Source organism: Christiangramia sediminicola, from assembly GCF_031344135.1.
Taxonomy (GTDB): Bacteria; Bacteroidota; Bacteroidia; order Flavobacteriales; family Flavobacteriaceae; genus Christiangramia; species Christiangramia sediminicola.
The window spans coordinates 107,008-120,048 of sequence record NZ_JAVJIU010000003.1 but is presented as its reverse complement, the minus strand read 5'-3'; the positions used below and the strand labels follow the sequence as shown (position 1 = coordinate 120,048).

The 13,041-nt window shown below is 37.8% G+C and carries 8 protein-coding genes; 5 read left to right on the top strand and 3 right to left on the bottom strand.

Annotated elements, in window-relative coordinates:
• Positions 1 to 140: 140 nt before the first annotated feature.
• The 5 genes from RE431_RS07865 to thrC all read left to right on the top strand — a co-directional run bounded on the left by RE431_RS07865 (position 141) and on the right by thrC (position 7,742).
• The gene (locus RE431_RS07865; RefSeq protein ID WP_309561428.1) at positions 141 to 1,271 is read left to right on the top strand and encodes a vWA domain-containing protein; all 1,131 of its coding nucleotides are present in this window, start codon (positions 141 to 143) and stop codon (positions 1,269 to 1,271) included.
• An 11-nt stretch (positions 1,272 to 1,282) separates the two neighbouring features.
• A complete protein-coding gene (locus RE431_RS07860; RefSeq protein ID WP_309561427.1) occupies positions 1,283 to 2,746 on the top strand; it encodes a magnesium chelatase in 1,464 nt (487 codons plus the stop codon).
• A gap of 333 nt (positions 2,747 to 3,079) precedes the next feature.
• The gene (gene thrA, locus RE431_RS07855) at positions 3,080 to 5,527 is read left to right on the top strand and encodes a bifunctional aspartate kinase/homoserine dehydrogenase I (protein WP_309561426.1); all 2,448 of its coding nucleotides are present in this window, start codon (positions 3,080 to 3,082) and stop codon (positions 5,525 to 5,527) included.
• A gap of 2 nt (positions 5,528 to 5,529) precedes the next feature.
• Positions 5,530 to 6,450, top strand: coding sequence for a homoserine kinase (locus RE431_RS07850; RefSeq protein ID WP_309561425.1), 921 nt, complete (start codon positions 5,530 to 5,532; stop codon positions 6,448 to 6,450).
• Positions 6,447 to 7,742, top strand: a complete 1,296-nt coding sequence (gene thrC, locus RE431_RS07845) for a threonine synthase (protein ID WP_309561424.1) — start codon at positions 6,447 to 6,449, stop codon at positions 7,740 to 7,742. Before RE431_RS07850 ends, thrC begins: the two co-directional genes overlap by 4 nt.
• Before the next feature lie 4 nt (positions 7,743 to 7,746).
• On the opposite strand, the gene RE431_RS07840 is transcribed toward thrC, so the two are convergent.
• Genes RE431_RS07840 through RE431_RS07830 form a run of 3 tightly spaced genes read right to left on the bottom strand, consistent with a single transcriptional unit; the run spans position 7,747 to position 12,983 of the window.
• Positions 7,747 to 9,234: a S10 family peptidase gene (locus RE431_RS07840; protein WP_309561423.1), complete on the bottom strand. Its 1,488-nt coding sequence runs from the start codon at positions 9,232 to 9,234 to the stop codon at positions 7,747 to 7,749.
• A gap of 28 nt (positions 9,235 to 9,262) precedes the next feature.
• Entirely contained in the window at positions 9,263 to 10,933 is a 1,671-nt protein-coding gene (locus RE431_RS07835) for an AarF/UbiB family protein (protein WP_309561422.1), read from the bottom strand.
• Positions 10,934 to 10,979: 46 nt separating this feature from the next.
• Positions 10,980 to 12,983 carry a monovalent cation:proton antiporter family protein gene (locus RE431_RS07830; protein WP_309561421.1) on the bottom strand — a complete coding sequence of 668 codons (2,004 nt, stop codon included), beginning with the start codon at positions 12,981 to 12,983 and terminating at the stop codon, positions 10,980 to 10,982.
• Between the last annotated feature and the right edge of the window lie 58 nt (positions 12,984 to 13,041).

Sequence of the window (13,041 nt, the reverse complement as noted above, 5' to 3'; positions counted from 1 at the left end):
TCCTAATAAAAATGAGAAGTAATTAAGAAAAGAATAACAAGAATCGGCCAAATATGGAGATTTTTCAATTAACAAAAGTTTATTGAGTGTTCACGTCTCTCCTTTTTAATTTCTCTTCAAAAAAGATTAATTTTAAGACTATGAAAAGGAATGCAGATAAGGAGATCAGGGGATTTATATTTGATAAATATGATGCGCCTGAAGTTTCTCCTTTTGAAAAATTGTTTGAAATCTTCAAGGAGATCATCACTCATACTTCAGGTGATCTGGATGAAGCGCTGGACTGGTTAAAACAGCTTGATGAAGAATACCAGTTAACTACAGATGAGTATACTCTAGACGATTTTGTGGAAGATCTGAAGAAAAAAGGATATATCAGGGAAGAGATAGACCAGGATGGTAAAGGCAGTATGGCTATCACCGCAAAAACCGAACGAGCTATAAGGCAACAGGCTCTGGAGCAGATTTTCGGAAAGCTAAAAAGAGGATCATCCGGAAATCACCGTACCAATCAAATTGGTAGAGGAGATGAGCATACAGGAGATTTCAGATCTTACCAATTTGGTGATTCTCTAAGCAGAATTTCTATGACCGAAAGTTTGAAGAATGCCCAGATCAATCACGGAATTGGAGAATTTTCTATGTCTGAAGATGACCTGGTTGTGGAAGAAACTCATCATAAAGCTCAGATGAGCACGGTTTTGATGATCGACATTAGTCATAGTATGATCCTTTATGGGGAAGATCGAATTACTCCTGCTAAAAAAGTTGCCATGGCATTATCTGAACTTATCACTACCAGGTATCCTAAGGATACATTGGATATCCTCGTTTTTGGTAATGATGCCTGGCCAATATCCATCGCGGAACTACCTTATTTAAAGGTCGGTCCATATCATACGAACACGGTTGCCGGACTCGAATTGGCTATGGATCTTCTCCGTCGAAAAAGAAATACCAATAAACAGATCTTTATGATCACCGATGGGAAACCAAGCTGCATCAGGGAAAGAAATGGTAGTTATTACAAAAATAGTATGGGATTGGATCCTTACGTCGTAGACAAATGTTATAATATGGCCAGGCAGGCCAGAAAAGTTAGAATTCCAATTACCACTTTCATGATTGCACAAGATCCTTATTTAACTCAATTTGTTCAGGAATTTACTGCTGCGAATCAGGGTAAAGCTTTTTATACAGGGTTGAAAGGTTTAGGTGAAATGATCTTCGAGGATTATGAGATCAACAGGAAAAAAAGAATTAGAGGCTAAGAAAAATGAAAATGAATAAAGAAAAGATCAATACTCTAGGAGAGCTGAAAAAAGTTGGTTACGAAAGTAGGAGCATAAAAGATGAGCTCCGTGAGAATCTAAAACAGAAAATAAAGAATAAGCAAAATCCATTTGAAGGAATACATGGTTATGATTATACTGTAATTCCTGAACTGGAAAGAGCTATTCTCTCTCGACATAACATTAACCTTTTAGGTTTAAGAGGACAGGCAAAGACACGTCTAGCCAGGCTCATGGTTAATTTGTTGGATGAATGGATTCCTGTAGTTGAAGGATCTGAGATCAATGATGATCCTTTGAATCCATTAAGCAGGTATGCAATTGAACTAATTAAAGAAAAAGGAGATGAAACTCCAGTATCCTGGATACATAGAGATGAACGTTTCTTTGAAAAGCTTGCCACTCCAGATGTTACGGTTGCAGATTTGATAGGCGATGTTGACCCAATAAAAGCGGCAAACCTTAAGCTGAGTTATGCTGATGATAGAGTTATTCATTTCGGAATGATCCCCAGGGCAAACCGAAGTATTTTTGTAATTAATGAATTACCCGATCTTCAGGCAAGGATTCAGGTGGCACTTTTCAATATTTTGCAAGAGGGTGATATTCAGATTAGAGGATTCAAATTGAGACTTCCGTTAGACATGCAGTTCGTTTTCACTGCAAATCCTGAAGATTACACTAATAGAGGTAGTATTGTAACCCCATTAAAGGATAGGATAGGTTCTCAGATCTTAACACATTATCCTGAAGATATCGAAACAGCAAAAATAATTACTGCGCAGGAGGCTCAGTTAGATTCAAGGCAAAGAGAACTGGTACATGTTCCTGAAATTGCAAAAGATCTCCTGGAGCAAATAAGTTTTGAAGCTCGCGACAGCGAATTTATAGATCATAAAAGTGGTGTTAGTGCAAGGATGAGTATTACAGCTTTTGAGAATCTATTAAGTACAGCCGAAAGAAGAGTTATTAGGAATGATGAAGAAAATACTTTATTGAGGTTCAGTGATTTCTTAGGTGTTATTCCATCTATTACCGGAAAGGTGGAATTGGTCTATGAAGGAGAGCAGGAGGGTGCCGCCTTTGTTGCACAGCAACTGATAGGCGATTCTGTAAAAACTTTATTTCCAGACTATTTTCCGAAGATTGAAAAATTACAAAGACCAGATGAGACCACTCCATATGATGATCTCGTAGAATGGTTTTTTGAAAGTTCAGGGTTTGAATTACCAGATGATCTTTCAGATAAAGAATATAAAGAGAAACTGGATTCCATTGAACCCTTAAACAAACTGATTGAGAAATATCAGCCGGAAGCTAATAATGAAGATAAATACTTCATAAAAGAGTTTTTATTGTGGGCTTTAGTGGAATTTAAAAAGTTGAGTAAGAAACGTTTTTCAAAAGGTCTACAATTCAAAGATCTATATGGAAGTTATATTAGCGGACTATAATTAGTTTTCTATATTGTTAATAATCAGCCCGATAATTTAAATTATCGGGTTTTTTATTGCCTAAAACTGTCAATTCGATAATTCTCTACATGATTCAAATAAAAAGTTTTGCTGGTAGAATTATTTGAATACCTTTAAATAAGTTTTCGAGGAAAAACCGTGAAAAAACTTCAACTAAATATCAATAATATTATAGACGAAATCACATTTCGTCTATATACTACTGTTATTACTATTACAGGTATTACCCCTTGTGGGGTCCTTGCTATATAACTTTCGTCCATACACCTGTATTTTATAATAACTTATTAATTCTTTAAAACGATTTCAGTTATGTATATCCTGAAATTTGGCGGTTCATCTTTAGCCACTCCCGAACGTATTAAAATGGTTGCTGAAACCATACAAAATCATCTTAAAAACGATAGCGTCGTTAGCGTGTTCTCAGCTTTTGGCGGAGTTACTAACGATCTTTTATTGATGGCAGAGCTAGCTTCAAACGAAGATGATTCCTATAAAAAACTTCTTGTAAAAAACGAAAAACGCCATATTGATGCGGTGAAGGAATTAATTCCTGTTACCTCTCAAAGCGGAATTTTAAGCAAGGTTAAAAATCAGTTCAATAGACTTGAAACATTGTATGAAGGAGTATTTCTTCTGAATGAACTTTCAGATAAGACCAGGCATGTGATTTCAGGTTTTGGAGAGATTTTAAGTTCACAGATCATTGCCGAATATTTTAAAAGTCTCGAAGCCAATAGCCTATGGGTAGATTCTTCAGAATTGATCGTTTGTAAAAATGTGAATGAAAAAGTTCAGGTGAATTACGAAAAAACCAATGCTCAATTATCTGAATATTTTAAATCTCATGAAGCAGATTTGTTTGTGGTTCCGGGTTTTGTAGCTAAGAACGATCTGGGTGTGCCGAGTACTCTAGGTCGTGGAGGATCAGATTTTACTGCAGCTATTATTGCCGGAGCTCTGGATACAGACAAGGTTTTGATCTATACAGACGTAAACGGAATGTTCACGGCAAATCCAAATCTAGTTCCGCAGGCTTATTCTTTAAATCATATTTCTTATGAGGAAGCCATGGAACTCTCACATTTTGGTGCCAAGGTTCTATACCCCCCAACTTTACAACCTTTACTGGATAAGAATATTGAAATACATATTAAAAATACCTTTGAACCTGAAAATGCCGGAACCGTAATTTCAAAATCGAGCAAGAAGAATTTTAGATGGGTTACCGGAATTACTCATATTGACTCTATAAAACTTCTGAATATTGAAGGTAGCGGCATGGTTGGTATTCCAGGTTTTTCGAAACGATTTTTTGAGATTTTATTCCAGGAGCATATCAATGTTGTATTAATCACTCAGGCATCTTCAGAACATAGTATTTGTATAGCGGTGAAGGCTGATGAAGCTGAAAAAAAAAAAGAGGCATTAGATGAAGCTTTTGAGGTGGAGATCACAAATAAAAAGATCAAACCAGTGGAAATTGAAGATAATGTATCCATCATCGCTTTGGTAGGTGACCAGATGAAGAGCCACCACGGTCTAAGTGGTAAAATGTTTAGCGCTCTGGGAAATAACAATATTAATATTAGAGCCATTGCGCAAGGTTCTTCTGAAAGAAATATATCTGCGGTTATTGCAAAAAAAGATGTTGTAAAAGCTCTTAATACGCTTCATGAGCAGTTCTTTGAAGTTCCTTCGAAGGAATTGAACTTATTCATTACTGGAGTTGGAAATGTGGGAAGCAAGCTTTTAGATCAACTTAAAAAACAGGAACAATATTTATTAGACAAATTGAGATTAAAAGTCCGCGTTTTGGGGCTTTCCAATTCGCGAAAAATGCTTTTCGATGAAAATGGGATCGATCTGCAGAATTGGAAAGAGTTATTAGATAATGCAGAGCCGGCAGATAAACATTTGTTCTTTGAAAAAGTGAAGGAATTCAATCTTCGGAATAGCATTTTTGTTGATAATACCGCTAGTCCTGAAATTTCCGGCTGGTACAAGAATTACCTGGCTAATTCAATTTCCGTAGTTACCTGTAACAAGATCGCTTGTGCAGATGCTTTTGAAAATTATCAGAATCTTCAGGATCTTGCAAGGGAATATGGAGCATCATTTTTATATGAAACTAATGTAGGTGCAGGTCTTCCGATTATTGATACGTTACAAAATTTGGTTGCATCCGGAGATAGAATCAGGAAGATTCAAGCCGTACTTTCGGGAAGTTTGAATTTTGTTTTCAATAATTACAATGGAACTGAGCCATTTTATAAAGTGGTAGAAACTGCCATGAAAGAAGGATTTACTGAACCGGACCCGAAAATTGATCTTAGCGGAGTTGATGTTGCAAGGAAAATCCTCATACTTTCAAGGGAAAGTGGTTTGCAGCTGGAATTGGAAGATATTGAAAGAGACGACTTTCTGTCTCAGGAAAGTCTGAATTCAGTAAATAATGAAAGATTCTTTGAGTTGCTGGAGGAGGATGAACCCGAATTCAAAAAAATTTATGATGATGCAAAAGCTGCGGATGCTGAATTAAAATATGTTGCACAACTAGAAGATGGGAAGGGTAGGGTAGGACTGCAACAAGTTGGTGCGCAACATCCTTTTGCTAACCTTAGTGGAAGTGATAATATTGTTTTATTCTTTACTGAACGTTATCCTGAACAACCATTGATCGTGAAAGGAGCGGGAGCGGGAGCAGATGTGACAGCTTCAGGGATTTTTGCCGATATTATAAGAATAGGTAAAAAGTAATTATGGCAGAATTAAAAGTTTTTGCGCCGGCCACTGTAGCAAATCTCTCTTGCGGATTTGATGTTCTGGGTTGTTGCCTGGATTCTGTAGGAGATGAGATGTTGATCAGGAAAAATAATTTAAACCAGGTAAGAATCACAAAAATTACCGGTCAGGATCTTCCAATGGAAACCGATCAGAATGTCGCTGGAGTTGCGGTGAAGGCATTGCTTAAAGAATTAAATTCTAACCAGGGATTTGATATTGAAATTGATAAAAAGATAAAACCAGGAAGCGGAATTGGAAGTAGTGCGGCAAGTTCAGCCGGGGCGGTTTACGCGGTCAATAAATTACTGAACGAACCATTCGATGCTCAAAAGCTGATTTCCTTTGCCATGCAGGGAGAACTTCTTGCCAGTGGAAATGCTCATGCAGATAATGTAGCGCCAGCCTTGCTCGGTGGTTTCAGTTTAGTGAGAAGTTATGATCCACTGGAAGTTCTTAGTCTTCCTGTTCCTCAGGAATTAGTGGTGGTAGTTCTACATCCAATGATCGAGATCAAAACCAAAGATTCAAGGTCGATTATTAAGCAAAACGTAAGTCTTAAATCGGCGATTAATCAATGGGGTAATTTGGGAGCATTGGTCAGCGCTTTATATACGGAAGATTATGATTTGCTGGGAAGAAGTCTTCAGGATGAAATCGTTGAACCTGTAAGATCTATTTTAATCCCATACTTCCAGGATCTAAAAGTACTTGCATCTGAAAACGGAGCTTTGGGATTTGGAATTTCAGGTTCAGGTCCATCGGTTTATGCCTTGTGCAAAGGAGAGCAAATTGCTAAAAAGGTTAGAGATGCAATTGAAGTATTCTATTCAAATAAATACATAGATTTTGAATTGCATTTGTCTGGCATTAATAAACAAGGAGTGAAAGTATTATGAAGTATTTCAGCTTAAATAATAAGGAACATAAAAGTAATTTTGAGAATGCGGTTGTAAATGGACTGGCGCCGGACAAAGGTTTGTATTTTCCAGAATCGATCGAGCAACTACCGGTTTCATTCTTCGAAAATCTTGAAAAACTGTCTAAACCTGAAATTACCTTTGAAGCTATTAAGTCTTTTGTTGGCAATGAGATTCCAGATTCAGCACTGATCGATATTATTGAAAAAACGATTGACTTTGATTTTCCTGTCGTTGAGATAGAAAATAAGATTTCCACTTTAGAATTATTTCACGGTCCTACATTAGCATTCAAGGATGTTGGGGCCAGATTCATGGCGGGAAGTCTCGGCTATTTCATTAAAAAGGGAAATCTCGGAAATATAACGGTTTTAGTAGCGACCTCGGGTGATACCGGAGGGGCAGTTGCCAATGGATTCCTAGGTGTTAAAGGAATTGATGTTGTTATCCTTTATCCAAAAGCTAAGGTTAGTGATATCCAGGAAAAACAGCTTACTACTTTGGGTGAAAACATCACCGCTTTAGAAGTAGATGGAAATTTTGACGATTGCCAGGCTATGGTAAAAAAGGCCTTTTTAGATAAGGAAGTCACATCTTCTCGAAGGTTGACTTCGGCTAATTCCATAAATGTAGCAAGGTGGCTTCCGCAGATGTTCTATTATTTTTTTGCTTACAGGCAACTTAGCAGCAAAAATGAAAAACTTGTTTTCTCTGTGCCGAGTGGAAACTTTGGAAATATATGTGCAGGAATGATGGCTAGAAAAATGGGTCTTCCAATAGACCACTTTGTAGCAGCGAATAATTCAAATGATGTGGTTACCAATTATCTAAAATCTGGGGAATATCTTCCAAAGCCCAGTGTGCAAACGATCTCAAATGCTATGGACGTTGGAGACCCAAGTAATTTTGTAAGGATCTTGAAAATTTTCAATGAAGATTTATCTAATTTGAAAGAAGGTTTTTCAGCTTATAGTTTTGATGATAAGGTAACGAAACAAGCCATACACAAAGTTTATGAAGAGAATGGATATGTAATGGATCCACACGGTGCAGTTGGATATCTTGGATTACAGAAGTTTCTGGAGGAGCACACCGGTTATTACGGAACCTTTTTAGGGACTGCGCATCCGGTAAAATTTCTTGATACTGTAGAAAGGACCATAGGTGAAAAGGTGGAGATCCCAGATTCAATTCAGGATCTTATGCATAGACAAAAAAAATCCCTTCAAATCAGCAATTACGAAGACCTGAAGGGATATTTGTTAAGCTGAAATATTAGTATTTAGCCGCGTCGGCTCCAGGAAGGCTATTTTTGATAAATTCTCTTACATCATCATTAGCTTTCTTTAGATCTTCGCTTCTTAGGTACATCATATGGCCGCTTCGGTATCCTTTAAAACTGAGGCGGTCTTTCATTTTACCACTAGGATCCAATTGCCACATAGAATATTTCGCGTTGAAATAGGTTGTCGCACCATCAAAATAGCCAGACTGTATCATCACATCAAGATTTGCATTCTGAGCCATCGCCTGTCTTAAATTCTCACCAGTATTATTTCCACTTCTATCCCATGGGTGAACCGGGCCAAACATGAAGTATTTCAGGTCTGTTTTGAACTTTAATTCTTCTCTTAAATAATAATTTATGGCTGGAGTAAATGAATGTAACCAGGAAGTTAATTCAGCATTATAATCTGGACTGTCACCGGATTCTTTTGAATCAAGTCCTCGATATCTGGAATCCAGGCGACCAACGGTATAACCTTCTTTCTCTCTTAGTAGATCTTTCCAGAAATACCTGAATGGAACTTCCAGGTTATTTTGCATGATCACTTCTTTTTTGATACCGGAATAATAAGCCATTTTTTCGGCTACTTCTTCTTTCTTTGATTCATCTGTAAAACCACCTTTCACCAGAACTGGCAATAGTTCGTTTATTGCATAATTCTCAACTTCCGGTAGCAGTTCATCAAGATCCTTATTCTGTAATTCTGAAGGCAGTACTTTGTGATACCAAGCTGCTGCAGCGAAATATGGTAGTCTGTTAGCAATTTCCACAGGTCCTTCACGGTCTAAGCCAATTTCAGTTGGAGAAACCAGGATAACCCCATTAAGATACATCCACTGGCTATTCTGAAGTTCCAGAGCTAGCCCGGAAACTCGAGTTGTTCCGTAGCTTTCACCAATTAAATATTTAGGAGACAACCACCTGTTTTTGCGTGTTACAAAGGTGTTTAGCCATTCAGCCAGATAAGTAATATCAGCCTGCACACCGAAGAATTTCTTGCGATCAACTTTTCCTTCTGCATCAGGAATTGGTCTTGAATAACCAGTATTCACAGGGTTAACGTAAACAATATCGGCTACGTCAAGGATAGAATTCGGATTTTCCTTAATTCCATAAGGCTGAACTGGAAATCCTTCATCATCAATCTTTAATACCCTTGGCCCAGTATAGGCGATATGCATCCATACTGAAGCGGAGCCAGGTCCACCGTTAAAGGAAATTACCAAAGGTCTGTTCTCATTATTTTTTACGCCATTCCTGGTGTAATAGGTATAGAATAAGCTCGCAGTTGGTTCACCATCATCATTCCATAATGGCATCATACCGGTTTCGGCAGTATAATCTATAGATTTCCCATTGATATTTACAGAATGCTGCGTAGTTACTGAAGTATCTATCGGGATTTCAACTTTTTGAGCTTTCACTTCTACTAAACTAATAGCTAAAAGAAGGGTTAATAGGTAGAGTTTTCTCATTATAAATTGTGAATTCTAAGGTTAAAATTTAATTCTTATTATTTAAGTTTTCGTCTTTGAAAATGATCACATAGCTAAGTACAATGGCACCAACAGCTGCTAAAAGAAAAAATAGCATAGCTAAGCCAGGATAGCCTAAAATGGTGAAATCTGAAGGCACCTGCATCAACATGGAAGCTCCAATGATCATAGATGCGATAATAAGGCCTAAAGTAATTCTGTTCGCTACTTTTTGAAAGCCGTCGGTAACTCGTTTTTCATCAATTGCATCGATCTTGATTTTGAACTCATTATTGGCCAGATTCTCTGAGATCTGGTTCATACGTTCCGGCATTTTTTCTACGAAATGCTTGGTTTCAAGTAGGGTGCTGAAGAAATTTTCGGGTTTCAATTCACTGATCATTTTTTTGCGCATGATCTCGTGAACATTTCTTTGAATTGCAGCTCTTAGATCGAATTCCGGATCTAGCATCGCTACGATCTGGTCAAGATTCAATAAAATCTTTCCTAAGATATTTATCTCAACCGGCAGTTTTATATGAGTAGCCAATGCCAGCCTGTTTAACTGGATAAGAATTCTACCTGTTTGAAGATCTTTCGCCCGGCTATTTTCGCTTTCCATGATAACATCACTTACAGTTTTCGCGAATTGCTTTTTCTGCGAATCTTCAGATAGTTCACTCATCTTTAATAAAGAATGAGCTGTCTTTTCCCCGTTGCTCTGACTTATAGCCAGGAGCAGTTCAATTAGATTTTCCTGCAGCTGAGGTGTGAATCTGGCTACCATACCAAGATCTATCAAGGCGATCTTATCATCCTCAGTGAACTTTATATTTCCAGGATGTGGATCTGCATGAGCAAAACCATCATTTATAATTTGCTGCAGATATGCCTCCACTAATTCTTCAACATGTTCAGAATAGTCATTTTCCATCTGCCTTAATGGAGAAAGCGAAGTGATCTTTTTGCCGCTTACGAATTCCATCGTTAGAACCCTGGTAGAGCTATAATCATCGATAGGTTCCGGAATGATCAGGTGCTCGTATTGATCGAGATTTTTCTTTAAAGTTTTAAGGTTCTGCGCTTCTTTTTTGTAATCCAGTTCATTTAAAAGAATACGCCTTAATTCAGCAAAAACTTCATCAATAGCGTACGTTTTAGCAGTTTCCAAGTGGTTAACGGCCATTGCCGTTAATTCATCTAAAGTGTCAAGATCGTCCATGAACTGCTGAGCGATACCTGGTCTTTGAACTTTTACGGCTACCGGTCTGCCTGAATGCAATTCAGCGCGATGTACCTGACCAATAGAAGCACTAGCCAGTGGCTTTTCATCAAATGAATTGAAACCTTTACTGATCTTAGTTCCCAGCTCCTTTTCGATGATCTCTTTAACTTCTTCAAAGGGAACCGGAGATACATTATCCTGGAGATTTGCCAGCGCATTAAGATATTCATCGGGTAAAAGGTCTGGTCTTGTAGAAAGAAGCTGTCCCAATTTGATATAAGTAGGACCCATTGCTTTTAGGTCTTCTACCAGTTCTTCTGGAGTTTGATCGAACTTATGTTCGTCATCATCTTCAGAAAGTTCATCATTCATGGCCACAGCGCTGGTTTGTCTAAACAGATCGCTGTTCCAGTATTTAAGCATAAAACGAATGAACTTGTAATATCTTCTGATCTTATCTGGCGTGTTGCTCATTAATGGCTAAGTTGTTAGGTCTCTAAATTTATAAAAATAAGAGATATTAGAAAGACAGTAGATTGTTTAAATGGTTAATATTATTGGGGTGGCCGAAAAGATATAATAAGTCACCCTGTTCAATCATAGTTCCAGGAGAAATCTCGGTAAGGTATTTTCTATTTCGCTGAATAGCGAGTAGCGTTACATGATAATTCTTACCAATTCCTGAATCTTCAATAGTTTTTCCTACGATCTGGTGATTGTCTCTCTGCACCTTTAAAGTTACGATTTCCCGGTTTGGAATATTTAAATGTTGCAGGGCAGGGGAGTGCGGACTTTTCTTCATGGAGGTAAGCATCTCATAATCTGAAGATCTTATCTGGTTGATAAATTCCTGAATTTCATCAAATGGTACCAGATACTTTTTAAGAACCCTTGTAAAGATCTCGATAGAAGTTTCAAACTCCTCAGGAACCACTTCGTCTGCACCTAATCTTATAGCATCTTCCATATCCTTCACATACTTGGTTCTAACAATTATAGTGGCAGTTTGCGTAAATTGTCTAATGCTGGTTAGCATTTTCCTGGTAGCTCCTGGATCTGAAATTGCAATTACGATCACCCGTGCTTCCTGTATATGTGCGTGTTTTAAAATTGTGGCCTGGGTGGCATCACCAAAAATAATGGGTTCTCCACCATTTTTCGCTTTTTCAAAAGACTCTGGGTTTGCATCGATGATCACGTAAGGAATTTCAGCTTTACGTGCAGCTTTGGAAATGTTGGAACCATTAATTCCGTATCCGATCAACACCAGGTGATCATGCAGATTTTCTTCTGAAAACTCTTCTTCAGCCTTGCTGCTTTTTTTGATATTCTCCAGTCTTTTTCTTACTGCTGGTGGTATAGGTGCTTTCAGCAGAGAATAGGTAATCTTTGGAGCTGCAGAAATAAGGAATGGCGTCACACCCATAGTAATTATTGAAATGGCCAGGAAATACTGATAAATGTTTTCCGGAATTATGGCACTATCCTTTCCAACGTTTGAAAGGAGTAATGAGAATTCACCAACCTGGAATAGGCTGAATAAAGCCAGGAAGACTGTTCTTACCGGGTATTTAAGAATTAGAACTGTAATTCCAACTACCAGCATTTTCAGTAAAATCACCCCAACAACAAGCAGAAAAATATTCAGCAAATTGCTGAAGAAGAATTCCAGATTCAATAAAGTACCTACGGAAACAAAGAAAAAACTGATAAAAATTTCCCTAAATGGTAGAACATTTGCCGTCGCCTGGTGACTATAGTCAGATTCAGAAATGATAAGTCCGGCGAAAAATGCTCCCAGGGCAAGAGACAATCCAACGGTTGAAGTTAACCACGCAACACTAAAACAGAATACGACCACTGTGAGTATAAAAAGTTCCTGGTTTTTAGTTTTTACCACCCAACCAAAGATTTTTGGTGCAACAAATCGTGCTAATATGTAAACGATAACCAGGACCAGGAGAATTTTCAAAGCCATGATAATGATGGTAGAAATAATATTAGGCGTTTCTCCAGCGAGTAAAGGCGTAAAAAGCATCATAGGTACCACGATGATATCCTGAAATATCAATATTCCCAGGCCTATCTTTCCATGAGGCGTGGATATCTCTCCGCGCTCCTGTAGTAATTTCAACACGATCGCGGTACTACTCAAGCTGAATAGAAAACCGAGGAAAATTGAGGTATTCATCGGTAAGCCGATAAAATAGGAAATCGCAGCAGTGATCAAAATGGTCCCTCCAACCTGAAGACCACCTCCAAGAAAAATTATTTTTTTTATAGATGCCAGTCCTTTTAGGGAAAGTTCTATTCCAATAACGAATAGAAGAAATATAATTCCAATCTCAGAAAGCAATTCTACCTCATGCTGAGAACTTATCAGGTTGAATGCATGTGGTCCAGCGATAATACCTGCAAGTAGAAAGCCCAGAATGGCCGGAAGCTTTAATTTCTGGAAGACTAGAATTATCACGATAGATAAACCTAGAATTATAACAATATCCTGAAGAATAGGAATTTCCATGAATTGGTTGGTTTTTAAGGAAACTAAAGATAATAAGTTACGGCTTTTAAGCAGGATT